The 25,891-nt window shown below is 40.0% G+C and carries 25 protein-coding genes; 8 read left to right on the top strand and 17 right to left on the bottom strand.

Going from position 1 to position 25,891, the window contains the following annotated elements:
* Positions 1–3 precede the first annotated feature (3 nt).
* The 9 genes from RDV53_RS03785 to gpt all read right to left on the bottom strand — a co-directional run bounded on the left by RDV53_RS03785 (position 4) and on the right by gpt (position 9,742).
* On the bottom strand, positions 4–528 hold the full coding sequence (locus tag RDV53_RS03785) for a DUF1523 family protein (protein WP_005694909.1): 525 nt from the start codon (positions 526–528) through the stop codon (positions 4–6).
* Positions 529–554: 26 nt separating this feature from the next.
* Entirely contained in the window at positions 555–1,337 is a 783-nt protein-coding gene (locus tag RDV53_RS03790) for a YchF/TatD family DNA exonuclease (RefSeq protein WP_005694910.1), read from the bottom strand.
* Positions 1,338–1,344: 7 nt separating this feature from the next.
* Positions 1,345–2,325 carry a DNA polymerase III subunit delta' gene (locus RDV53_RS03795; protein ID WP_005694911.1) on the bottom strand — a complete coding sequence of 327 codons (981 nt, stop codon included), beginning with the start codon at positions 2,323–2,325 and terminating at the stop codon, positions 1,345–1,347.
* Entirely contained in the window at positions 2,322–2,954 is a 633-nt protein-coding gene (tmk, locus tag RDV53_RS03800; RefSeq protein WP_005694913.1) for a dTMP kinase, read from the bottom strand. The genes RDV53_RS03795 and tmk overlap by 4 nt, the downstream gene beginning before the upstream one ends.
* Entirely contained in the window at positions 2,954–4,003 is a 1,050-nt protein-coding gene (gene mltG, locus RDV53_RS03805) for an endolytic transglycosylase MltG (protein WP_005694914.1), read from the bottom strand. The genes tmk and mltG overlap by 1 nt, the downstream gene beginning before the upstream one ends.
* Positions 4,004–4,066: 63 nt before the next feature.
* Complete coding sequence (locus RDV53_RS03810; RefSeq protein WP_005694915.1) at positions 4,067–4,999, bottom strand: peptidylprolyl isomerase; 933 nt, start codon at positions 4,997–4,999, stop codon at positions 4,067–4,069.
* Positions 5,000–5,076: 77 nt separating this feature from the next.
* Complete coding sequence (gene pyrR, locus RDV53_RS03815; RefSeq protein ID WP_032822495.1) at positions 5,077–5,616, bottom strand: bifunctional pyr operon transcriptional regulator/uracil phosphoribosyltransferase PyrR; 540 nt, start codon at positions 5,614–5,616, stop codon at positions 5,077–5,079.
* A gap of 78 nt (positions 5,617–5,694) precedes the next feature.
* A complete protein-coding gene (gene dnaE / locus RDV53_RS03820) occupies positions 5,695–9,174 on the bottom strand; it encodes a DNA polymerase III subunit alpha (protein WP_005694917.1) in 3,480 nt (1,159 codons plus the stop codon).
* 109 nt (positions 9,175–9,283) lie between these two features.
* Positions 9,284–9,742, bottom strand: a complete 459-nt coding sequence (gene gpt, locus RDV53_RS03825) for a xanthine phosphoribosyltransferase (RefSeq protein ID WP_005694918.1) — start codon at positions 9,740–9,742, stop codon at positions 9,284–9,286.
* Positions 9,743–9,853: 111 nt separating this feature from the next.
* On the opposite strand from gpt, the gene RDV53_RS03830 reads away from it, so the two are divergent.
* A complete protein-coding gene (locus RDV53_RS03830) occupies positions 9,854–11,302 on the top strand; it encodes an aminoacyl-histidine dipeptidase (protein ID WP_005694919.1) in 1,449 nt (482 codons plus the stop codon).
* Between the two features lie 54 nt (positions 11,303–11,356).
* Here the strand turns inward: RDV53_RS03830 and htpX are convergent, their stop codons facing one another.
* The gene (gene htpX, locus RDV53_RS03835) at positions 11,357–12,208 is read right to left on the bottom strand and encodes a protease HtpX (protein ID WP_198493353.1); all 852 of its coding nucleotides are present in this window, start codon (positions 12,206–12,208) and stop codon (positions 11,357–11,359) included.
* 78 nt (positions 12,209–12,286) lie between these two features.
* Positions 12,287–12,853, bottom strand: coding sequence for a molybdenum cofactor guanylyltransferase MobA (gene mobA / locus RDV53_RS03840; RefSeq protein WP_005694921.1), 567 nt, complete (start codon positions 12,851–12,853; stop codon positions 12,287–12,289).
* Positions 12,854–12,919: 66 nt separating this feature from the next.
* On the opposite strand from mobA, the gene RDV53_RS03845 reads away from it, so the two are divergent.
* From RDV53_RS03845 to RDV53_RS03870, 6 genes are all read left to right on the top strand, one after another.
* Positions 12,920–13,186, top strand: coding sequence for a YihD family protein (locus RDV53_RS03845; protein WP_005694923.1), 267 nt, complete (start codon positions 12,920–12,922; stop codon positions 13,184–13,186).
* A gap of 9 nt (positions 13,187–13,195) precedes the next feature.
* Positions 13,196–13,801, top strand: a complete 606-nt coding sequence (gene dsbA, locus RDV53_RS03850) for a thiol:disulfide interchange protein DsbA (RefSeq protein WP_005694924.1) — start codon at positions 13,196–13,198, stop codon at positions 13,799–13,801.
* Positions 13,802–13,854: 53 nt separating this feature from the next.
* Complete coding sequence (maoP, locus tag RDV53_RS03855) at positions 13,855–14,190, top strand: MaoP family protein (RefSeq protein WP_032804166.1); 336 nt, start codon at positions 13,855–13,857, stop codon at positions 14,188–14,190.
* A gap of 101 nt (positions 14,191–14,291) precedes the next feature.
* A complete protein-coding gene (gene trmA, locus RDV53_RS03860) occupies positions 14,292–15,383 on the top strand; it encodes a tRNA (uridine(54)-C5)-methyltransferase TrmA (protein ID WP_005694926.1) in 1,092 nt (363 codons plus the stop codon).
* Positions 15,365–16,132 (top strand): class I SAM-dependent methyltransferase, encoded by a 768-nt coding sequence (locus tag RDV53_RS03865; RefSeq protein WP_005694927.1) that lies wholly within the window; start codon positions 15,365–15,367, stop codon positions 16,130–16,132. Before trmA ends, RDV53_RS03865 begins: the two co-directional genes overlap by 19 nt.
* Positions 16,126–16,566 (top strand): SoxR reducing system RseC family protein, encoded by a 441-nt coding sequence (locus RDV53_RS03870; protein WP_005694928.1) that lies wholly within the window; start codon positions 16,126–16,128, stop codon positions 16,564–16,566. The genes RDV53_RS03865 and RDV53_RS03870 overlap by 7 nt, the downstream gene beginning before the upstream one ends.
* Positions 16,567–16,673: 107 nt before the next feature.
* Here RDV53_RS03870 and potE read toward each other — a convergent pair whose 3' ends face one another.
* The 4 genes from potE to RDV53_RS03890 all read right to left on the bottom strand — a co-directional run bounded on the left by potE (position 16,674) and on the right by RDV53_RS03890 (position 21,920).
* Positions 16,674–17,993, bottom strand: a complete 1,320-nt coding sequence (potE, locus tag RDV53_RS03875; RefSeq protein ID WP_005694929.1) for a putrescine-ornithine antiporter — start codon at positions 17,991–17,993, stop codon at positions 16,674–16,676.
* Positions 17,994–18,097: 104 nt separating this feature from the next.
* The gene (gene speF, locus RDV53_RS03880; RefSeq protein WP_005694930.1) at positions 18,098–20,260 is read right to left on the bottom strand and encodes an ornithine decarboxylase SpeF; all 2,163 of its coding nucleotides are present in this window, start codon (positions 20,258–20,260) and stop codon (positions 18,098–18,100) included.
* A 250-nt stretch (positions 20,261–20,510) separates the two neighbouring features.
* Positions 20,511–20,705, bottom strand: a complete 195-nt coding sequence (gene speFL, locus RDV53_RS03885; protein ID WP_005694931.1) for a leader peptide SpeFL — start codon at positions 20,703–20,705, stop codon at positions 20,511–20,513.
* Positions 20,706–20,915: 210 nt separating this feature from the next.
* Entirely contained in the window at positions 20,916–21,920 is a 1,005-nt protein-coding gene (locus RDV53_RS03890) for an ornithine carbamoyltransferase (RefSeq protein ID WP_032822494.1), read from the bottom strand.
* A gap of 231 nt (positions 21,921–22,151) precedes the next feature.
* Here RDV53_RS03890 and cpdB point away from each other — a divergent pair, with 231 nt between their 5' ends.
* Entirely contained in the window at positions 22,152–24,125 is a 1,974-nt protein-coding gene (cpdB, locus tag RDV53_RS03895; RefSeq protein WP_005694933.1) for a 2',3'-cyclic-nucleotide 2'-phosphodiesterase, read from the top strand.
* Between the two features lie 57 nt (positions 24,126–24,182).
* Here cpdB and RDV53_RS03900 read toward each other — a convergent pair whose 3' ends face one another.
* A complete protein-coding gene (locus RDV53_RS03900) occupies positions 24,183–24,281 on the bottom strand; it encodes a methionine/alanine import family NSS transporter small subunit (protein WP_032822493.1) in 99 nt (32 codons plus the stop codon).
* 2 nt (positions 24,282–24,283) lie between these two features.
* Positions 24,284–25,798 (bottom strand): sodium-dependent transporter, encoded by a 1,515-nt coding sequence (locus RDV53_RS03905; RefSeq protein WP_005694934.1) that lies wholly within the window; start codon positions 25,796–25,798, stop codon positions 24,284–24,286.
* Between the last annotated feature and the right edge of the window lie 93 nt (positions 25,799–25,891).

The raw sequence follows: 25,891 nt of genomic DNA on the forward strand, positions 1-25,891 counted from the left end.
ACGCTAATTTTCGCTGTCAAACCAGCCGCGCACAAATTGTACTGAAAGGAAAAGGGTAACTAATAGGAATGCATAGAATACCCAAGATAAAATTGGATGGCTTGGTGTAATATCACCGCTAATTTCTTTCACCGAAACGGCATTACGATATTCATCAAACATCGTCATTCGCCAACCATAATATTTGATTTGTACTAATTTATTTTCATTGCCGAAAGCCTGAGCTTGAGCCTGTAAATTAGCTGAACCAAATTTAAAATAAAATGGAAAACTCCAACGGGTATCTTCATTACGATACACCATGATTTTGCCATCATCATTTTGTGTATTGATGAAATACACATCGCGCGTTGGACCATCAGCCGGATTCGATTTTGTAATCGGGCCATCTTTATCCACACGTTTCACTTCCACACCCGTTACTCGTGTCACATCATAGTGTGGGAAAACGTAGTCCACCACAGCGAACATAAAGCCGTGGAAAACAAAGACCACTAAAAATAAAAAGTACTTAAAAAACTTACGCATAAAACTCTCTCATTTAAATCGATGATTTATTGTACATTAATTTTAAATAAACGCTCGAAGTTTTGTGTACTAATTTGCGCAAATTCTTCTACTGATAGCCCTTTTAACGTCGCCACATACTCGCAAACTTCACGTGTATAAGCAGGCTGGTTCTCTTTGCCACGATAAGGCACCGGCGCTAAATAAGGGGAATCTGTTTCAACCAACAAACGATCTGCCGGCACATAACGAATAGCTTCGCGGATACTTTCCGCATTTTTAAAGGTAATAATGCCCGAACAAGAAATATAAAAACCTAAATCAAGTGCCTTTTTCGCAAAATCCAAGGTTTCTGTAAAACAATGAATTAATCCACCGCACTTTTCTGCATGGTGCTCACGCAACATGGTAATGGTATCTTCTGGCGCTGAACGCGTATGAATAATCACGGGCTTATCCACTTCATTAGCAACGCTGATTTGATCCGCAAAAACCGTTTGCTGTAACGCTTTATTATCCGCGCTGTAATAATAATCTAAACCGATTTCGCCAATTGCAATCACTTTTTTATCTTGCGCTAAACGCAGTAAACGCTCAGCATCGTAAGGTTCTTCTTCAAGATCTAGTGGATGCACACCACAAGCCAAAGACACATTTGGGAATTTGGCTAACTCAGGATAAGCTTTTTCAAAACGGCTTAATGTCACGCCAATAGCGAGTAAATGCTTCACATCTCGTGCATTGGCTTTAGCCACTACATCAGCAATATCTTTGTGTAAATTTTCATAATCCAATGCATCTAAATGGCAATGGGAATCTACGATAAACATAATTTATTTAGTCCTTAAATACGTCGGTAATTAACTTCGTCAAACCATCTAGTAACATTAATTCTGTATTAACGCCATTGATAGTGAGTAAATCCGAGCGTACTTTTTGCATAATTTTATTTGCGGTTAATAACCCAAGCGCAGTTTGCTCGTCTGCAAATTGAGTTACCCCCGTTTTAAGATCAAGTGTTTGCCAGCCACTCTGAATTTCGAGTTTGTATTTAATAGCATCGCTTAAAAACGCTAAAATCCAATCCACTTGCTGTACAGTCCGTTCTTTTTCAAAGAAAGGCAAAATTTCCAAAGGCGAACGACGACGATAAAACAACCAAAATTGGCGTAGGAAATTCTTCCGTTGTTCAATTAATCCTTGCTGGAGTGTTTCTAATGCTGACAGCGGACGCCCCAAATTCATCGCAAGTGCGGTCAATAATTCTGATGTTTCTGCCTGAAATTGAGAAGAAAGCCAATTTAGGGCTTCCGCCTCTGTTGGCAAAGGCACATTCCACACTTGGCAACGGCTGTAAATAGTCGCTAACAATGAAGATGAGGGTTCTGTTTGTAATAAGAAATACGTATTCGGATGCGGCTCTTCCAAAGTTTTGAGCAACGCATTCGCTGCCGCTTCCGTAAGACGTTCTGCATCTTGAATATACACTAATTTATTGCCGTTTTGTTGTGCGTGTTGGCTAACAACTTCATTAATCGCCCGTACCTGATCAACGCCAATGTCTTTGCCTTCTTGAGAGGCTAAAACATGAAAATCTGGGTGACTTTGCGCAGCCATTAAGTGGCAAGCATGACAATGACCACAAGCTACATTATCTGGCGTTTGACACATAATGCGTTTTGTCAAAGCATCAAATAAACGTTCTGCCCCTAGCCCTTGATCGGCTTTAATTAACAACGCATGATGCCCCAAACCTTCGCTAAAAGTTTGGCTAATTTTGTGATAAGTAGGCACTACCCAAGGATAAAGTTCGCTCATCTTGTTTGTGAAACCCACCAATTTTTGACCGCACTTTGTATGTCTGCTTGTACTTGCGCCAAAGGCTGGCCCGCATTAATAATGGCGGCTTTCGGATTGTTCTGTACCAATTCCAAATAACGTTGGCGGGTACGATGGAAGAAATCGAGTCCTTGTTGTTCTATACGATCTAATTCACCACGACCTCTAGCACGAGCAAGCCCTTCTGCAGGATCAATGTCTAAATACAGCACAAAATCAGGCTCAAAATCGCCTAATACCATATTTTTTAAATTTGCCATCAGCGTTTGGTCAAACTGACGCCCACCACCTTGATAGGCCTGCGAAGACATATCGTGACGATCGCCAAGCACAATTTTTCCTTCTGCCAATGCTGGCTTAATCACATTTTCTACCAATTGAATTCGTGCCGCATAAAGCATTAATAATTCTGCTTTATCCGTAACAGGTTCTTCTGTTTCATGCTTGATTAAATGGCGTAATTTCTCCGCTAACGGTGTACCACCTGGCTCACGAGTAAACACGATATCATTTACACCAAGAGATTTTAATGTATCCACCACCGTTTGCATGGCGGTACTTTTACCTGCACCTTCCAGCCCTTCAATGACGATAAATTTGCCTTGCATTAGTTGGCTCCTTTTTGTTGGTTACGATACCAACGTAAATATTCTTGCACCGCTTTATTATGCTCGTTCAGATTACGAGTAAATTTGTGACCGCCACTTCCATCTGCAACAAAATAATAAAAGTCTGTTTTTGCTGGATGAGCCACCGCCTGCAAAGCGCTCTCACTCACCATGGCAATTGGTGTCGGCGGTAAACCTTCAATCATATAGGTATTGTATGGGGTTATCGTTTCCAAATCTTTCTTACGAATATTACCGGTGTAACTCTCACCCATTCCATAAATCACGGTTGGGTCAGTTTGCAGTTTCATATTGGCTTTTAAACGATTAATAAATACGGAAGCCACTTGTGGTCGCTCCGCCGCAATTCCTGTTTCTTTCTCTACGATAGAAGCCAAAATGAGCATCTGATATGGATCCGCTAATGGGAGATTTTCATCCCGTTCACTCCACGCTTTATCCAAAGCTTTTTGTAAGCGAGTAGTTGAACGTTTTAATAATTCAAGATCCGTCGAGTTTGGGGTGTAATTATAGGTATCTGGATACAACCATCCATCCATGTTATTCCATTCGAAAACGGCTTTTGCAACGGCTGGAATATCTAATAACGCCATGATCTCTTTATCCGTTTTACCTTGCAAGGTTTGTTTTAAGTGTGGTGCGCTTTCAAGGTTTTTACGCCATTCCTTGAACGTTTTACCTTCAATAAACTTCACGCTAAATTGAGCTTCCTTGCCGGAATTGAGCATATCCAATAAATCTTGCAACGTTTTCACACCCGTTAAAGAATAAGTCCCCGCTTTCACCTTGTTGAGCTGCGGTTGTAATTTCAATAACCAAGGCAATAAATCGGCATGTTCAAGAATTTTTTCTTGCTCTAATAAAGCGGCGAGCTTACTGCCAGTAGTGCCTCGCTCAATTGTAAGCAATTGATCTTGCGTGACATTAACCGGCGTATGAACAAACTCAGTTAATTTTTGATAACCCCAAAAACCAACACCGCCAAGAATTAGCAAAAGAATCAGTAAAAAGACAAAAAATTTTTTCATGCGTCACTCATTTTATAAAAACGATAAAAGGGGCAAAATGCCCCCTTATTCTAACGTTTTCTGTTATTTATCGAAATATTGAATATCAGCATTTTTACGTAATGCTTTCACCCAGTCTTTGGTTGCTTCTTGTAATTGGCTATTCACGATTTGTTCGTAAGCTTTTTGACGATAGGCATCTTCTGTTTTATCGCCATCACGACTGCCAGTTACTTCGAGAATATGCCAACCAAATTCAGATTTAAACGGGGCAGAAACAGTACCTTGTGGGGTTGTTTCAACCATTTTTGCAAATGGACCTACATAAGCTTCAGGGAAAGCATAGCCTAAACTTCCACCATTCGCACCTGATAAATAATCTTTAGAGTATTTTAATGCCGCATCAGCAAATGTCATTTTGCCCAAAATAATCTCGCTACGAATACGCTCTAATTCTGCTTTTGCTTGTGCATCGTCCAATAGTGGATTTAATTTTAATAAAATATGACGAACTTCATACTCTTTACCCATCACTTTTTGCGCCGTACCTTTTGCTTTCGCTTCATCAAGCATTTGTTTACCCAATGCCTCCACTTGCTCACGAGTGACATCTACGCTGTTTTGAATGGCATGATTACGCACGCCCGCCATTAACATTTGGCGAGAAATTTGTTGTTTAAATGCATTTAAGGAAATACCTTGATAATCCAACGCATCTAAGAATTGACCATAAGTTAAACCATTTTTTGCCGCAATATCTTCTACGATACGGTTTACTTCTGCTTGGTTTACTTTTACACCGGATTCTTTGATCGCTTTCTCTGTCAGCATATCATCAATAATCTTATCTAATGCTGCACGTTGGCTACCTTTTTTGCCCATCACCGCATTCACTTGGCTTTGTAAAATTGGTGTACCATTTACGGTCGCCACAACGCGTTCTTCTGCTTGTGCTTGAGAAAAAGTAAACAGACCGATCATGGCAAACAAAAGAGATTTTAACATTGATTTTTTCATTTTAGTTGTCTTAAAAAATAATAGGATAATGCTCGTTAGATTATCAATTTTATCAAAGGTTCACAATAGGCTGATCGTTATTTAGGCAATAACGCCACTTCATAGCAACCATCGTATTTTAATGTACGCACCTGAACTTGTTCATCACGGGAAGTCGGCACATTTTTGCCTACATAATCTGCCCGAATCGGTAATTCACGATGTCCACGATCCACTAAAATCACCAACTCAATTTTAGCTGCTCGACCAAAATCCGTTAACGCATCCATCGCGGCACGAATAGTTCTACCGGTGAATAATACATCATCGATTAAAATGACTTCTTTACCCTGAATATTCATATAACTGGAGGCGCCGCTATACACAGGGGTTGGATTTTCAAGCTCAACATACTCTAAGTCATCGCGGTAAAACGTGATATCTAACTCCATCATTGGAAGACTCACACCATTCAACTCTTCAATGCGACGTTGAATCAATTCAGCAATTTCGGCACCACGACGTTTCACCCCAACTAAAATCACATTATTGAAATCTTGGTGCTTTTCAATAATTTCATGGGAAATACGTGAAATTGTACGTAAAAATCTGTCTGCATCAATAATGATTTTTTCCATTTTATCTCTCGCTTTATTTATACCGCTTAAAGTGCAGTTAAAAAACACGGATTTTTTGACCGCACTTTGACTGGAATATTAACCGAATTCTAGCTCTACCGCATTTTCGCCGAGCAAATTCACCAATTCTGTTAGAATCTCATCCGTTGGTGTAATAGACCATTGAATCCCTAAACGCAATAACGCACGACCTTTTGCGCTTTGGTAATATACGTTAATTGGTAAAGTCCCGCCACTAACAGGATCTAACATTTCTTTCAGTTTCTTAATAAAACTTGGACTAATCTGCTCCTCAGACAAACTAATGGCCAGAGATTTCGCATAACGGGAACGCGCCTCATCTAAGGTCATTAGATCCCGTACCGACATTTTTAATCCACCTGAAAAATCGTCAAAACTCACTTGGCCAGATACCACCACAACGGTATCTTTTTGCAGTTTTTCGCCGAATTGGTCTAAGCTTTCACCGAATAGTGTTAAATCCAAACGTCCAGAGCGGTCATCAATGGTTGCGATACCAATTCGATTGCCTTTTTTCGTTGTCGCGAAGCGAGTTGACACCAACAAACCGGCTGCCGTGCTAATCTGTCCTCGGCGGTTTGGTGTGAGATCTTTTAATCGAGTGGAACTGTAATGAGAAAGCTCTTTTAAATAACGACTTACCGGATGGCTGCTTAAATACAAACCAAGGGTTTCACGTTCACCATCTAAAATTTGTTTTTCTGTGTAAGGTGGCGTGTGGGCGTAAGCATTTTCCACTTCTTCGTGTGTTTCTGTCAGCACACCGAACATATCGGCTTGCCCCATGGCCTCATCTTTTGCATGCTGATCTGAAGCTTTGAGTGCATCTTCTAGATTCTTAGATAGCGCCGCACGGTGTGGTCCTAGCTTATCAAATGCGCCCGACATAATCAGACTTTCAAAGGTACGACGGTTAATTTTCTTCAAATCAACGCGAGCGCATAAATCAAATAAATCTCTGAAAATCCCACCTTCATTACGAGCGGTAATCAGTGCATCAATCGGACCTTCACCCACACCTTTAATGGCACCAATACCGTAAACAATTTCACCATTTTCATTTACGCTGAAATGATGTTTCCCTACATTGATATCTGGTGGGGTGACTTTTAAGCCCATACGTAAACATTCATCGTACAAGCCAACAATTTTATCCGTATTATCCATTTCCGAGGTCATTACCGCTGCCATAAACTCAGCAGGGAAATGGGTTTTCAGCCAAAGGGTTTGATAAGATACTAACGCATAGGCAGCCGAGTGTGATTTATTGAAACCATAGCCGGCAAATTTTTCCACCAAGTCAAAAATCTTCATGGAAAGCTCGCCATCAACACCATTTTTTTCAGCGCCTTCTTTAAACACTGAGCGCTGTTTCGCCATTTCTTCTGGCTTTTTCTTACCCATCGCACGACGTAATAAGTCTGCACCACCAAGAGTATAACCTGCTAGCACCTGAGCAATCTGCATAACTTGCTCTTGGTACAAAATAATACCGTAAGTTGGCTCTAAAATCGGTTTAAGGCTTTCATGTTGGTAATTTGCATCAGGATAAGACACTTCTTCTCGACCATGTTTACGGTCAATAAAGTTATCCACCATGCCCGATTGTAATGGGCCTGGTCGGAATAATGCCACCAACGCGATAATATCTTCAAAACAGTCTGGCTGTAAGCGTTTAATCAAATCTTTCATCCCGCGCGATTCCAACTGGAATACGGCGGTCGTTTCAGACCGTTTCAGCAACTCAAAGGATTCGGGATCATCCAATGGAATAGCAGCAATATCGACTGGCGGTTTGCCTTCACGAGCAAGGCGAGCGTTAATCATATCCAACGCCCATTTGATAATGGTGAGTGTACGCAAACCTAAGAAGTCAAACTTCACTAAACCTGCATATTCCACGTCATTTTTGTCAAAGTGAGTAACAGGATGAAGCCCCTCATTGTCACAATAAAGTGGTGCAAAATCTGTAATCAAAGAAGGGGAAATCACCACGCCACCTGCGTGTTTACCCGCATTTCTCGTGACCCCTTCTAGCTTACGTGCCATATCAATTAGGGCTTTGACTTCTTCATCTGAATCATATGCCACTTGTAACTGTGGTTCAGCCTCAAAAGCCTTGTCTAAAGTCATGCCGGGATCAGGGGGAATCATTTTCGAAATACGATCCACAAAGCCATAAGGATGCCCTAATACGCGACCTACATCTCGAATTACTGCTTTCGCTGCCATGGTACCGAAAGTAATAATTTGTGATACCGCACCACGACCATAGGTGTCTGCCACATGATCGATAACGCGATCGCGTCCATCCATACAGAAATCCACGTCGAAATCAGGCATGGAAACACGTTCTGGGTTGAGGAAACGCTCAAAAAGAAGATCGAATTCAAGGGGATCCAAATCGGTGATTTTTAGTGCATAAGCCACCAATGAACCCGCACCCGAACCACGTCCCGGCCCTACTGGAATATCATTGTCTTTTGACCACTGGATAAACTCCATGACGATTAAGAAGTAACCCGGGAAACCCATTTGGTTGATCACATCCAGTTCGACTTGAAGACGCTCATCATACTCTGGTCGTCTTTCTGCCCGCACTTTTTCATCAGGGAATAAAAACGCCAAACGCTCTTCCAAGCCTTCTTTGGCTTTCATCACCAAATAATCTTCCGTGCTCAGCTCGCCAGTTGGAAATTGAGGGAGGAAATATTGCCCCAAACGTAAAGTCACATTACAGCGTTGCGCAATTAATACCGTATTTTCAAGTGCAGAAGGAATGTCCGCAAATAAGTCGCACATTTCTTCTTCTGAACGGAAATATTGTTGCTCTGTATAACGTTTTGGACGTTTTGGATCGTCAAGAGTATAGCCATCATGAATAGCAACTCGAATTTCGTGTGCCTCAAAATCATCAGGCGCAAGAAAGACAACATCATTGGTTGCGACAAGCGGTAAATCATGTTCCTCAGCTAATTTTAATGCAGCTTGAATATAACGTTCTTCATCTGGTCGGCCGGTTCTGGAAAGCGAAAGGTAAAAATGGTCAGAGAAAAATTCTTGATAAAAACTGACCGCACTTTCAGCTTCAGAGCTATTTTCTTTAAGGAGTTTTTTAGCAATATCACCTTGTGTGCCACCCGATAAAATAATCACACCTTCACGGTGTTCAATCAACCATTCTCGGTCAATATAAGGAAGATCCACATAGCCGCGCTGATAGGCTTTTGAAAGCAGTAAAGTGATGTTTTTATAGCCTTCATTGTTCTTAGCAAGTAAAGTGAGGGTAAATAATTCCTCACCGCATAGATCGCTTTTAACATGAACATCTGCACCAATAATCGGTTTAATCCCTGAAGAAAGGGTTTCACCATAAAAACGCACCACACCGCAAAAATTCGTAAAATCTGTTAATGCCAACGCGACCATGTTATCTGCTGCACACGCCTTGACTAATGGTTTCACTTTCGCGATTCCATCAATCATAGAAAAATCAGTGTGCGTACGAAGATGCACAAAACGTGGTTTGGCTGACATTCAAATTCCTTGTTAAGTAAAAGTGCGGTTAATTCTAACGGGATTTTGCAATTGGCTCAATAAAACAAAATGCGAGGCCAAACCCCGCATTTCCAACTTACATTTATGATTATTTTCTTGCCAATGGTGGCACGAAAGTTAAACCTAAATCCCAAGGTTGTTCAATCCAAGTATTTTGTGGAATATCAATCACGTAATCATCCACTAACTCCGCACCCGCAGGTTTTGCGAATACTGTGACAAATTTTGCTTTTGGATACATTTCACGAATTGCACGAGCAGTGTTGCCGGTATCCACTAAATCGTCTACCACGATCATTCCTTCACCATCACCACCTGCGCGGTGTAACACTTTTAATGCACCTTGTTCATCGTGATCATAACTGGCAATACACACGGTTTCTACGAAACGAATATTTAATTCGCGAGCAAGTACCGCTGCTGGGAACAAACCACCACGGCTTACTGCGATAATACCTTTCCACTGAGTGGCAGGAAGTAAACGTTCCGCTAATTTGCGGGCATGCATTTGGAACATATCCCAAGTCACAACATATTTTTCGCTCATAACAAATACCTTAAACTTTGTCGCTAAATAAAAAAATTGCGGAATTTTAACCTGAAATGGCGTTTTATGCTATGATTTCCGCAAAAATTTTAATGAAAAAAGGAGTTCATTATGTCAGAAATTACCACATTACAACCGCAATTACTTTGGAAATGGTTTGATCAAATTTGTGCGATTCCACATCCTTCTCATCACGAAGATGCGCTCGCTATCTTTATTGTTAACTGGGCGAAAGAAAAACAATTTTTTGCTGAGCGTGATGAAGCAGGTAATGTATTAATCCGTAAACCAGCCACAGCAGGAATGGAAAACAGCCAACCTGTTGTATTACAAGCACATTTAGATATGGTTCCGCAAGCGAATGAAGGCAATCCTCATAATTTTACCCAAGACCCTATTCGCCCTTATATCGACGGTGATTGGGTTAAAGCGCAAGGCACCACACTTGGTGCGGATAACGGTATCGGTTTAGCCTCTACCTTAGCGGTATTAGAAAGTACCGATATTGCACATCCTCCACTAGAAGTATTACTTACCATGACTGAAGAAACCGGCATGGATGGTGCCGTAAACCTTCGTCGTAACTGGTTAAAATCGGAAATCTTAATTAATACCGATACCGAAGAAATCGGTGAAATCTATATTGGTTGTGCTGGTGGGGTAAATGCGAATGTTGAACTGCCTGTTCACCGTGAAACCAATTCATTCAGCCATAGTTTACAAATTAACTTAAAAGGTTTACGCGGCGGTCACTCAGGCTGTGATATTCACACCACACGTGCGAATGCGATTAAAGTATTAGCGCGTTTATTAGCAAAACTCTCACAAAATCAACCGCACTTTGCCCTTGCAGAAATTCGTGGTGGCTCAATTCGTAATGCGATTCCACGTGAAGCGGCTGCAACCATTTGCTTCAATCATGATGTAGAAAGCGTGAAAAGTACGGTCAAAAATTTTGAAGTTTTATTGAAAGAAGAGCTCGCTATCGCTGAGCCGAACTTAACCTTAACCGCTGAGCAAGTTGAAAATCCACAACAAACCTTCACGCTTGAAAGCACCCAAAAAGTGATTAATTTGCTGCATGTGTTACCAAACGGTGTCATCCGCAATAGCGATGTGATTAAAAATGTCGTGGAAAGCTCGTTAAGTATTGGTGTGTTAAAAACCCTTGAAGATAAAATCGAAGGTACTATTCTTATTCGCTCATTGATTGAAAGCGGTAAAGAGTATGTAGAAGAAACCTTAACTTCACTCGCAAAACTCACGGGCGCGACAGTTGAATTTTCAGGTTCTTACCCAGGTTGGAAACCAGTAAATGACACCGCAATTTTGACATTAATGAAAAAACATTATGCAGAAGTGCTTGGCAAAGAGCCTGAGATTAAAGTGATTCACGCGGGGCTTGAATGTGGCTTGTTGAAAGAACATTATCCGAATATTGATATGATTTCTGTGGGACCAACTATTCGTAATGCACATTCGCCAGATGAAAAAGTCCAAATTTCAACCGTACAAACTTACTGGGAATTACTCACTAAAGTCTTAGCGGATATTAAATAACCTATAAATAAAAAAGGGCTAAATATTACATTTAGCCCTTTGTTCTTTTATCTTTTATAAACTACGTAATGCTTCGATACGTTTTTCAAGCGGCGGATGGCTCATAAAGAGTTCGCTACGTTTGCCGTTAATCATAAAGGCATTAAGTGAACCTTCCATCTCTTGTGGCTCATGAATTTGTTGTAAACGTTGTAATGCCGCAATCATTTTTTCTTTACCCACAAGGTGCGCAGAACCAGCATCTGCACGATATTCACGATAACGTGAGAACCACATCGCGATAATGCTCGCTAAAATACCAAATACAATTTCTAACACCATTGAAACCAAGAAGTAAATGCCTGAACTACGGCTTTCTTCATCGCCATTACGAGAACTTGCTACCACATTGGCGATCACGCGAGATAAGAAAATCACGAAGGTATTCAATACGCCCTGCAATAAAGTCATGGTCACCATATCGCCGTTCGCAATGTGTGATACCTCATGAGCCAATACCGCCTCTGCTTCTTCTTCCGTCATGGAGTTTAATAAACCCGTACTAATCGCCACTAAAGAATTGTTTTTGGTTGCACCGGTAGCAAAGGCATTCGCATCATTGGAATGATAAATCGCGACATCTGGCATCGGGATGCCGGCTTGCTGCGCTTGACGGCGTACCGTTTCTACCAACCAACGCTCCGCTTGATTACGCGGTTCAGTAATCACTTCCGCACCCACAGAGCGCAATGCCATAGTTTTTGATAAAAATAACGAAATCAATGATCCCACAAAACCGAAAAGCATCGCCATAATTAAAATGCCACCTGTACTATTTCCTGCAATACCGGTCACATTTAAAATAATCCCTAACACAAGCATTACAGCAAAGTTAGTAGCTAAAAATAAAAGGATTCGCATCATAATAAAGTTCCTCAATAAAATAGAAAGTAAACACTGCAATAATGGAGAATTTTTTACAAAATTCAAGGTTAAACAAATAATTTATTGTAAATCTTCTAAGGTATTAAAATTTACAAATCGTCCTTCTCGTTCGTCAAATTGGACAGCAACCGCGCCATTTTTGTTCATAAATTGTAATAAGCGACGTTCGCCCTTATTTAAATAGGCACGTAACTTCTCTTTAAGTTGAACAGACATCAAACAAAATGTCGGGTGTTCACGCGCTTTATCTTTTGCATAAGCCACTAAAGTGCGGTCATTTTTAACCGCACTGTTTAGTTTTTCTAATAAGTTTTGCGGAAAATATGGGCTATCACAAGGCACAAAAAGTACAAAATCTGTTTTAGCTTGTTCGAGTGATGTTAGCATACCACTCAACGGTCCCTGAAAATCAGGCAATTCATCTGAAAATACAGGGAAACCCCATTGTGCATATTCCTCATGGTGACGATTAGCATTAATCGATATATCAACCACTTGGGGTTGTAAGCGCTCAATCACATGACTAATTAACGGTTTATTTTGTAAAAGCTGTAAGCCTTTATCCGCCCCATTCATTCTCCGTGCTTTTCCGCCAGCCAAAATAACCGCACTTATTGTGTATTCCATATTTTCTTATTGCCTTATTTGAAGTATGATCTAGCCTTATTTTTCTCCATTTAAAAGGAAATAGCAATGAAATGTAAGCGTTTAAATGAAGTTTTGGAACTTTTACAACCTTACTGGTCTAAAGACCCAGATCTTAGCTTGCTACAAATTTTGCAAAAAATTGCTGATGAAGCAGGTTTCGATAAGCCCGTAGCAGAATTATCTGATGAAGTGATTATTTATCATTTAAAAATGCACGGTACAGATAAACTTGAGCCGATTCCAGGTATCAAAAAAGATTATGAAGAAGATTTTAAAACCGCATTGTTAAAAGCGCGCGGAATTATTAAATAAGGAAAACAAATGAAAAAAGTTTTATTTTTACTCGGTGCTTTATTTTCATTTAACGCATTCGCAGCTAATTTAGAAGAAGGCAAACAATACATTCAAGTGAGCCAAACCGCTTCTGCACAGCCTGAAGTGATTGAATTTTTCTCTTTCTACTGCCCGCATTGCTATGCCTTTGAAATGGAATACCACATTCCAAAACAAGTGGCAGAAAGCTTACCAAAAGGCACTGAATTTAAACAATATCACGTTAACTTCTTAGGTCGTCAATCTGAAAATCTCACTCGTGCATGGGCATTAGCGATGGCGCTTGGCGCAGAAAACAAAGTAAAAGCGCCTTTATTTGAAGCCGCACAACAAGATAAATTAAGCTCAATGGATGATATTCGTAAAATCTTCATTGATAGCGGTGTAACTGCTGAACAATTTGATAACAACATCAACAGCTTTGCTGTAAACGGTTTAGTGAATAAACAAGTAAATGCGGCTGAGCAGTTTAAAGTACATGGCGTACCTGATTTCTATGTGAATGGCAAATATCGTGTAAACCCTGAAGGCTTAAATTACGATGATTTCGTCAAAGATTATGTAGAAACCGTGAAAGGTTTATTGCAAAAATAAAAAAAAATTGGTTTAATGCCTGCCGTTTTTAAATATAAAGAAGAGAGATGATTATGGCTGCTAGCTTCAGTGTTACTCGTCGTTTTTTTGACGACAAAAACTACCCACGCGGATTTTCCCGTCACGGTGATTATACAATCAAAGAATCCCAAGTATTAGAGCAATATGGTCAAGCGTTTAAAGCATTAGATTCAGGCGAACGCAAGCCAGCGACAAAAGAAGAAAAAGAATTTGTTGCTTTTTGCCGTGGTGAACGTGCACCGGAAACTTTCTTCGAAAAAACGTGGAATAAATATCGTACTCGCATTAACACAACAAAACGTGTTTACACCTTATCAGGTGATGTGAGCGAAGCGGCTTCTGGCGGCGAAGATTATTCTGGCGAATAATACATTTTAAAAGGCAGGCAGACGCTTGCCTTTTGCTTTTTTACTCAATCCCCATGCTTGCCAAGGGCTGTGGGATATTTATCATTCAAACGTAAACATCAATGCAACTACCCATTTCCCAATATACCGAACTCCTGCAAAAAAAGACTGAAAAACTGACCGCACTTTTGCAGCCCTTTAACGCCCCAGAAATAGCCGTGTTTGATTCACCAACCAGCCATTATCGGATGCGTGCGGAATTTCGTATTTGGCATGATAAAGGCGATTTTTATCACATCATGTTTGATCAAAGCACCTTGCAGCGTTATCGAGTGGATGAATTCCCAATTGCCAGCAAACTGATCAATCGCATGATGAAAACCTTACTGCCGTTGTTAAAAACGCAGGAAGTGCTGCATAAAAAACTGTTTCAAATTGATTATTTGAGCACACTCAGCAATAAGATTATTGTAAGCCTGCTTTACCACAAGCAACTCACGGAAGAATGGCAAAATGCTGCCGAAAACTTGAAAGACGAATTACAACAACTTGATTTTGATGTTCAGCTGATTGGTCGTGCGAGTAAACAAAAAATCTGTTTAGAACAAGATTTTGTTGATGAAGTATTACCAGTGAAAGGGCGTAATTATGTTTATCGCCAAGTAGAAAATAGTTTCACTCAGCCAAATGCAGCAGTGAATTGCAAGATGTTGGAATGGGCAATTGATTGCACTCAAGGTTCTCAAGGCGATTTATTAGAGCTGTACTGCGGTAACGGCAATTTTTCTATCGCCCTTGCACAAAACTTCCGCAAAGTACTTGCTACTGAAATTGCCAAGCCATCCGTTGCGGCTGCACAATTTAACATTGCGGAAAATGGCATAGATAATCTGCAAATTATCCGTATGTCGGCAGAAGAGTTTACCCAAGCAATGAATGGTGTACGTGAGTTTAATCGCTTAAAAGGCATTGATTTAAAAGCCTATCAATGCAATACGATTTTTGTTGACCCACCACGAGCAGGGCTTGACCCTGACACGGTAAAACTGGTACAGAATTACGATCGTATTTTGTATATTTCCTGCAATCCACATACCCTTTGTGAGAATTTGCAAACCCTAAGCCAAACCCACCGCATTGAAAAAGCGGCGCTGTTTGATCAATTCCCTTACACAGATCATATGGAAAGTGGCGTATGGCTGGTGAGAAAATAAAAATTCAACTGCTTGCCGAAGAGGGAAAATTATCAGAATTGACCGCACTTTGCGCCCCTCTTGGTATCGAGCATTGCACTGAAAGTCCGCTTGCATTGGTGCAAACTGAAACTCATCTCGCCTTGCGTAAGCTAGACGAGCCCAAATTGGGCGATGTGTTTGTGGATTTCGTAGCTGGAGCCATGGCGCATCGTCGTAAATTTGGCGGTGGACGTGGCGAAGCTATTGCCAAAGCTGTAGGCATTAAGGGTGCAGAATTGCCGAGCGTGATTGATGCCACAGCAGGACTTGGTCGAGATGCCTTTGTTTTAGCTTCTATCGGTTGCCAAGTGCGTTTAGTGGAACGCCATCCCGTGGTGTATTTGCTATTGCAGGATGGACTTAACCGAGCCTATCAGGATGCAGAAATAGGCGAAATGATGCAGCAAAATATGCAATTATTGGACATTCATCATATTACCGAACTCAATCCACAAACCGAGAGTGCCGATGTGGTGTATTTAGATCCAATGTATCCGCACAAACAAAAATCTGCCCTAGTCAAAAAAGAAATGCGCGTATTCCAACATTTGGTTGGTGCAGATTTGGATGCCGATGAGCTCTTGACACCTGCGCTACAATTAGCCCGTAAACGCGTGGTGGTAAAACGTCCTGATTATGCGGAGTTTTTAGCGCAAAAAGCGCCCCATGTCAGTCGTGAAACCAAAAACCACCGCTTTGATATCTATATGGGGGAAGCACAATGCTAAAAGAAAGTGCTGTTGTGATGAGCTATGATGCAGAAACGGGGCTTGCTAAAGTGAAATGTCAGTCACAAAGCGCCTGTGGATCTTGTTCGGCTAGAGAAGCCTGTGGAACAGCTTCCCTGTCTGAACTCAATGGAAAACGAGGCGAGCATATCTTTACGCTCGAAACCATTACGCCACTGCGTACAGGCCAAATGGTGGAAATCGGCCTAGAAGAAAAATCCATGTTATTTTCTGCATTATTAATGTATATCGTGCCACTTTTCACGTTATTAGTTGCAACATTACTTTCCAACTATATCAGTGAGAATGAACTCATTCGTGCGATTTTAATCTTTATTTTGACCGCACTTTCCTTTGTCATGGTTAAACGTTACACCAGTAAACTTGATCAACAAACGGAATTTCAGCCTGTTTTGTTGAGAGTATTATCCTAAATAAAAAGAACGGTTGAAAACAATTAAATTTTCAACCGCTCTTTTGTACTTAGCTTATTGCAACTTATTACTTGAAAGGCCTACACGAAAATGTAGGCTTTTCTTTTTTAATTAGCTTGTGATTTTTTAAGATCAAATTTGTAAGAAACAAAGCCATACAATGTCCAACCAATAAAGGTCACAATTGAACCATATAACATCGCTTGTTCACCGGCTGCATAAAGTGCATAGATACTATAGAGAGAACCAATAAAGGCAACAAAAACGGTTGTTTTATATTTTTGTGGCGCAACATTTTCCGCTTTCAATAACACTGCAAGAGCAGCCATTGAGAGCAAGTATGGAATGACGTTTGTGACCACCGCTAAGTCCACTAACACATTGAATTGTTTATTTAATGATGGGCTAATTGTCATTAATGAGAGTAATGTTTGTAACGCAGTGATAGTTACCATACCAACGATTGGTGCATCTTTACTGGTAACTTTTTTGAAGAATGCCGGGAAATAGCCTTCTTCCGCTGAAGATTTAAATACTTGAGCAATAGTGAACTGCCAGCCTAATAATGAACCGAAGCAAGACATAACCATTAAGCCCATGATGACTTTACCGATTGTTTCATTAAACATATGAGCAAAGGCTAAACCAAATGGTGCTGTTGAGTTAGCGAGTTCAAGGTTAGGTACAATACCTGCGATCACGTTAGTTGAAACGATATAAATTACCGCTGCGCCTAAAGTACCACCAAGTACTGCGATTGGTACGTTTTTCTCAGGGTTTTCAACAGCATCTGCATTCGCACAAGCTGATTCTAATCCTAAGAACGCCCATAATGTCATTGAAATAGAGACGCCGATCGCTTCAAAGGTAGGCACATTGTGTGGGTTCCAAGAATTCACATACATTGAACTATCAAACCATTTCCAACCGATGATTGAAATACCGACCACAGGAATAATTACCCCCCAAATGGTGAATGAACTGATGTTACCGGTAATTCTTGCACCACCAAAGTTAAGAATGGTCGCAAGCCACAGTGTAAAGATTGTCCATAATGCAATAGAAAGTGGAGAAAGGGTTGCACCAAGGAACTCGGAACCATAACCCACAGCAGAAATCGCGATTGCTGTATTCGCAATAACTAACGACACACCGTAAGTGTAGTTTGCCATGAAGTTACCGGCTTTGCCGAAAGAGTATTCCGCATAACCGCCCATACCACCAGATTTTTTACTGAACATACCACATTGGGCAAATGCGTAAGCTAAAGCTGTTGAACCTACAGCTGTTACAAGCCAAGAAACGATGGAAATAGTCCCAATTTCGGCTAATTTGGTCGGTAACATAATGATACCGGAACCCATCATATTAACCATGGTAAGAATGGTGAGTTGTACCACACCAATTTTATTACTTTTAGCACTCATAATTTATACTCCTACAAGTGCGGTCAAAAAATCAAATGTTTTTAACCGCACTTTTTTGTTTGTGCTGAGAGGGTGATGAGGAAAACCTTCATAACCTCACTTTATTAATAGTCAGTTAAAACATAGCCATATGCACGAGTACGTCCATCAGGATCTTTTTGTAAGTAAACCCCTTGGATTTCAGGTGCGAAGCCAGGTAATGTGTTGATGCCCTCTTCTAACGCAAGGAAGTATTTTTGTGCAGTTGGACTCCATCTTTCTCCTGGCACCACACATAACACACCCGGAGGATAAGGTAACGCACCTTCCGCGGCCACACGACCAACAATGTCTGTTAATGGAACAAGTTCAACTTTGTTACGAACGAATTCAATATTCGCATCGTGTGGATTTAACGCATATTCCGGTAATGTTGCTTTGCGGAATAGGTCTTTTTGAAGTTGTTTTACATTACGGCTTACATAAAGGTCATGCATTTCTTGGCATAATTGACGGATGGTGTAGCCTTTGTAACGGTCTTCATTGTTTTTATACACAGTTGGCAATACATCTTTTAATAAAGAGTCTTGTTTAATGTGTTTTTCAAACAAGGCGATTTGAGCAACCAAAGTTTGCATTTTGGTGAGGGTTTCTGCCGGAGTGAGCAAGAATAAAATTGAGTTCAAGTCACATTTTTCCGGAATAATACCGTTTTCACGTAAGTAGTTAGCAAGAATAGTTGCTGGTACACCAAATTTTTCATATTCACCGGTTTCTAAGCTAATACCTGGCGTGGTAAGCAAGAATTTACATGGGTCAACGAAGTATTGTTCATCAGCATAGCCTTCAAATTTATGCCATGTATCTGTTGGGTGGAATTTGAAGAATTCGAGATTAGTTGCAATTTCTTCTGTGTCATAATCTTGCCATTTTTTACCTTTAATTATGGTTGGAATAAATGGACGAATTAATTCACAGTGATTTAATACTAATTTACGTGCTTCGATACCCACTTTCACACATTCATGCCATAAACGACGACCCGCTTCACTACCTTGAATTTTCGCATTCACATCTAATGCCGCAAATAATGGATAGAATGGACTGGTTGATGCATGTAACATAAAGGCATTATTGAAACGTTTGTGGTTTACATAACGATCTTGACCTTTAATGTGTTTATCTTTTTTGTGAATTTGTGAAGTTTGTGAGAAACCTGCTTGTTGTTTATGAACAGATTGAGTCACTAAAATACCAGGGTCATTTTCATTTAATTCAAGCAATAATGGCGAGCAGTCTTTCATCATTGGAATGAATTGTTCATAACCTACCCATGCAGAGTCGAATAAGATGTAGTCACAAAGATGACCAATTTTATCTACCACTTGACGTGCGTTATAAATTGTACCGTCATAAGTACCTAATTGGATAACCGCTAAACGGAATGGACGTTTTTGATTTAATTTTTCAGGTGCGACTTCTTTAATTAATGATTTCAAATAATCTTCTTCGAAGCAGTGACTATCAATACCACCAATGAAACCAAATGGATTACGTGCTGTTTCTAAGTAAATTGGGGTTGCACCTGCTTGAATTAATGCACCATGGTGATTTGATTTATGGTTATTACGGTCAAATAACACTAAATCGCCCGGAGCAAGTACAGCATTTAACGCAACTTTGTTTGAAGAAGAAGTACCATTTAATACGAAGTAAGTTTTATCCGCATTGAATACTTGAGCTGCGTATTTTTGTGCATCACAAGCTGCCCCTTCGTGAATTAACAAGTCACCTAATTTCACGTCAGCATTACAAATATCTGAACGGAAAATATTTTCACCGTAGAAGTCATAAAGGAAACGACCTGCTGGATGTTTACGATAGTATTGACCACCTTGATGTCCTGGACAGTCAAAAGCAATATTACCCATTTCCACATATTCACTTAACATTTTGAAGAATGGCGGTAACATTTTTTCTTCATAAAGTTTTGCTGCAGTTTCGATTTGACGACTATAAAGCTTAATATCATAACCATTTAAATCTTGAATATGATAAATAGCATCATAGAATTTCGGATCAACTTGTTCTTCTTCAGTTTGAACAACAAATACTGGAATACCAAAGTTCGTTGCCTGAATACGTTCAAGGTAGTCACCGACATCTCCTGAAGTCAACACAATAGCGGAAACATCAGTAAAGTCTGTTTTGGTAATTTCAACTAATTCTCTATGTGTAGAGAAATATTGTTCAACTTTTGGACTATATGCAATTTTTAAGTTTGGCATAATAAACTCCTTTTATTTATTTTTGACGTAAAGCTACCCTGCGTTATTAATTTTAATAACACAATAGATTTATTTAGAATAAAAAAAACCTCTCTAGTTTTTTATAAAAAAACTAAAGTAATAATTTTTTATTTTAAATTAAATAAGATTAAGTTAATTTCGAAAAAATATTTTTTGCCTATTTTAAGCAACACAAAAATATTCAGAAATTAATCTGTGGAGACTCTCTAAACAGAGAGAAAAACTCTGTTTAGAGAGTCGTATTGGATGGTTTGTTTTGAGAAGCGAATACTGAGTATGAAAAGCAAGAGCGATGAGACGGCATCATAATATGGCGTGTACGACGGATATGAGCCATCAAAGAGCGACCTTTTATCGGATTAAACCGTAAAAGTCTCAATACTTTCGTATGGACGTATCTGTGTATATATGTACGCAGTAGCATAGAAAAAATCCCTCTTTTTATCTAAACTAACCTTTGTTAGGTATACTCTATTCTCGTGCAAAGATTATGTCAATAATATTTTTCAAAAAATGTGATCGTTATCAAAAAATAAATTTAAATTTCATATAAAATAAAACCACAAAAAGTACGGAAATAAATTATTATTAAAATTAGATGATGAATAACGTTATCAATTTAACGAGAGCTTTCCTAAGCTAAACTTGCCACCATTACCGCCTTAATGGTATGCATACGGTTTTCAGCTTGTTCAAATGCAATATTCATCGGAGACTCAAAAACATCTTCTGTGACTTCAATACCATTTGCTAATTCAGGATATTTTTCTGCAATTTGACGACCCATTTGGGTTTCACTGTTATGGAATGCAGGTAAACAATGCATGAATTTTACTTTTGGATTACCCGTACGCTTCATGAGTTCTGGCGTGACTTGATAAGGAAGCAATAACTTAATGCGCTCTGCCCAAGCGTCTAATGGTTCGCCCATTGAAACCCAAACATCGGTATGCACAAAATCAACACCTCTTACGGCTGTGTCGATATCTTCAGTGACAGTAATCTGCGCACCACTTTCTTTAGCAAAACCTTCACACATTTCAACAAAACCGGCTTCTGGCAATAAGGCTTTAGGGCCGCAAATACGCACATCCATCCCAAGTTTAGACCCAATCAATAAAAGAGAATTCCCCATGTTATTACGCGCATCACCAATATACACATAACTAATTTGACGAAGTGGCTTGTCACAATGTTCAATCATCGTAAGAACATCCGCAAGCATTTGTGTAGGATGAAACTCATCCGTTAAACCATTAAACACCGGCACACCAGCATAATCTGCAAGTTCTTGTACAGTACTTTGTTTAAAGCCTCGATACTCAATCGCATCATACATTCGCCCGAGAACTCTCGCGGTGTCTTTCATGCTTTCTTTATGTCCAATTTGAGAAGAGTTTGGATCGATATAAGTCACTCGAGCACCTTGATCATAAGCTGCAACTTCAAAAGCACAGCGAGTACGTGTTGAAGTTTTTTCAAAAATGAGTGCAATATTTTTACCTTTAAGTTGTTGCTGCTCTGTCCCTGCATATTTAGCACGTTTTAAATCACGCGATAAATCTAACAAATAATTAATTTCGTGTTCTGAATGATGAACAAGACTCAATAGGTGTCTATTTTTAAGATTAAAAGCCATCGCGATCTCCTTATCAGATGCCATCAATAAATGCTGGCCAACTTACTGTGAATAACTTAATTTTAGTGGATTGGATAGCCTATTTTTGTCCCAAACGTGAAGTTTTGCAACCGAATTCAATTCTTTATTTTGTGATGCGTATCACACTTCATTTCAGAACTTTATATTGCGCTTTCTTTATATATAAAAGAGATTTAAAATCCCGTCGATTCTCACACAACAGGAGCACATATGATCAACAGAAGAGATTTCATCCAACTTGGCGCAAGCAGTATTTTAGCGTTAAGTGCGAGCCGCTTTGCTTTTGCAAAAAGCGACACACAAGTCGATTTACGTATTGTGGCAACAACCGATATTCACAGTTTTTTAACTGACTTCGATTACTACAAAGATGCACCGACTGAGAAATTCGGTTTTACCCGTGCAGCAAGCTTGATTCGTCAAGCACGTAAAGAGGTGAAAAACAGCGTTTTAGTTGATAACGGTGACTTAATCCAAGGTAACCCAATTGCTGACTATCAAGCAGCTAAAGGTTATAAAGAAGGCAAATCAAACCCAGCTGTGGATTGCTTAAATGCGATGCACTATGAAGTAGGGACATTAGGTAACCACGAATTTAACTATGGCTTAGACTATTTAGCGGATGCGATTAAACAAGCTAAATTTCCTATCATCAATGCCAACGTAGTGAAAGTAGGCACTGAAGAGCCCTATTTCACACCTTATGTAATTCAAACGAAAGAAGTGGTGGATAGCCAAGGTAAAACGCACAAACTAAACATTGGTTATATCGGTTTTGTGCCACCACAAATTATGGTGTGGGATAAAGCAAATTTACAAGGCAAAGTTGAAACGCGCGATATCGTGAAAACCGCACAAAAATATGTGCCAGAAATGAAACAAAAAGGTGCCGATATTATTGTGGCACTTGCACACACTGGGCCATCTGACGAACCATATCAAGAAGGTGCAGAAAACTCAGCATTCTATCTTGCTGATGTACCACACATTGATGCAATTGTTTTCGGTCACTCTCACCGTTTATTCCCGAATAAAGAGTTCGCAAAATCACCAAATGCAGATATTGCTAAAGGTACCGTAAAAGGCGTACCTGAAAGTATGGCTGGCTACTGGGCAAACAACATCAGTGTGATCGACTTAACCCTTGCTCAACACAACGGCAAATGGTTAGTGACTGATGGTAAAGCGGTACTTCGCCCAATTTATGATGCTGAAAACAAAAAAGCGACCACAGAAAGTGATGCCGAATTGACCGCACTTTTAAAACCTGTGCATGAAGCCACCCGTGAATTCGTGGCACAGCCAATCGGTAAAGCCACCGATAACATGTACAGCTACTTAGCCTTAGTGCAAGATGACCCAACCATTCAAATTGTGAACCAGGCACAAAAAGCTTACGTTGAAAAAGTGGCACCAAGTGTTGCAGCAATGGCGGGCTTACCAATTTTAAGTGCGGGCGCACCGTTTAAAGCAGGCGGACGTAAAAATGACCCTACTGGCTATACAGAGGTGAACAAAGGTGAATTAACCTTCCGTAACGCAGCAGACTTATACCTCTATCCAAATACCTTAGTTGTTGTCAAAGCAACAGGTGAAGAATTGAAAGAATGGTTAGAATGTAGCGCAGGTATGTTTAAACAAATCGATCCTACCAGCGACAAACCACAATCTTTACTTGATTGGGACGGTTTCCGTACTTATAACTACGATGTGATTGACGGCGTAAATTATGAATTCGACCTGACTCAACCACCGCGTTATGACGGCGAATGTAAATTGATTAACCCGAACTCACACCGAGTGGTGAATTTAACTTACCAAGGTAAACCGGTTGATCCAAAAGCAGAATTCTTAATTGCAACTAACAACTATCGTGCTTACGGTAATAAATTCCCAGGCACAGGCGATGCGCACATTGTTTACGCTTCTCCTGATGAAAATCGCCAAATTCTTGCGGATTATATCAAAGCAGAAAGCGAAAAAAATGGCCATGTAAACCCTAGTGCGGATAAAAACTGGCGCTTTGCACCGATTAAAGGTAACGATAAATTAGACGTACGTTTTGAAACCTCGCCAAGCGAACAAGCAGCGAAATTCATTCAAGACAATGCACAATACCCAATGAAGAAAGTCGGCACCGATGAAGTGGGATTTGCGGTATATCAAATTGATTTATCGAAATAACAAAAAAGGGCGTGCTCAGCACGCCCTACTTATTTCAAAGTGCGGTCAATTTTGACCTTATTTTTCTTCCTTTGGAAGTCTGATTAAGGAAAAGATCAAGCCGCCCCAAATCACAAAAAGCGCCACAATCATCATTATAATTGCAATACTTGTCATCTTTATTCTCCTTTTTCTTCAAGCTTGAAGTTGTCTTCATTTTTCCATTTTAAACGAGAAAGAATGAATGAAACCACGACAAGCGAAATTGCCATGCCCCAACCAAAGATATTTACAAACCAGCTCGGATAGCCTTCATAACCTTCAGTAAATACTTTTGCACCTTCACTGAATAACATAAAGGCAAGAATACCGGTGGTGATGACAATGCATAAACGCCATAGGAAACCCACTTTGAATGAAGAGCTTTGATTTAAGTGGTTGCCTAATAAGCCTAGTTTTTCATTTGCAACAATCACAATTAATGAAACAAATGCCACTGCTACAATACCAAAGTAGTTCACAAATTTATCGAACACATCAAGCATTGGTAAACCTGTTGTGGTACCAAATAAAATGACTGATACCACCATCATTGGTAAACCAACAACAAAGGTCGCTTTTGCTCGACGTAAACGGAGTTTGTCTTGAATCGCTGAAATGATTACTTCAATAACAGAGATAAATGAGGTTAATGCCGCAAAGGTTAATGAACCGAAGAATAATACCCCTAATACTTCACCGAATGGTGCTTTATTAATAATGGTTGGGAATGCAAAGAAGGCTAAACCAATACCACCTTTTGCTACTTCGCTCACTTCTACACCTTGTGCGGTTGCGATGAAACCTAATGCCGCAAATACACCAATACCCGCAAGCACCTCAAAACTTGAGTTCGCAAAACCAACAACTAAACCGCTACCTGTTAAATCTGAATCTTTTTTCAAGTACGATGCATACGTAATCATAATCCCGAAACAGATGGAAAGAGAGAAGAAGATTTGACCGTAAGCCGCAATCCACACGCTCGGATTAGAGAGTTTTGACCAGTCTGGTGTAAATAGTGCGTTTAAGCCTTTTTCTGCACCTGGTAAGAATAAAGAATAAACGACCAACGCTACAAACATCACCACTAAAACAGGCATTAAGATATCTGAAGATTTAGAAATCCCTTTTTGAATACCTAAAGAAAGTACGCCTAACGCCACTAACCATACAGCAATTAATGGACCAGTTACCATGCCGACAAACTCAAAGCTCACACCATTGCTGATATCGCCCATTTTTAAGAATTCGTGTAGGAAGAAATCAATCGGTTGGTCGCCCCAAGCAGAATTAAGTGAGAAATAGGTATAGCTTGCCGCCCAACCTAATACCACGGCGTAGTAAAGACCGATGATGACGTTCACCATCACTTGCCACCAACCAAACACTTCAAAGTGTGGGTTAAAGCGACGATAAGAAAGCGGTGCACCACCACGATGGCGATGACCGATTGCGTAATCTAAGAAAAGCAATGGAATACCAGCGGTTAAAAGTGCAATAAGGTAAGGGATAATAAATGCACCGCCACCGTTTTCATAAGTGGTATAAGGGAAACGCCAGATGTTTCCTAAGCCAACAGCGGATCCAATCGCCGCCATAATAAATGCTTTCCGACCAGAGAAGGTCTCGCGCTTTGCGTTTGACTGCGTCATATTAAGTTCCTTTTGAATGAAGAAAGATTTCAATATAATGAATTCTAAAACCGAGTCAAGAACTTGGTTTAAAGAGAGGTTAAATTCAGTGAA

It is taken from the genome of Haemophilus parainfluenzae ATCC 33392 (assembly GCF_031191205.1).
GTDB classification, from domain to species: domain Bacteria; phylum Pseudomonadota; class Gammaproteobacteria; order Enterobacterales; family Pasteurellaceae; genus Haemophilus_D; species Haemophilus_D parainfluenzae.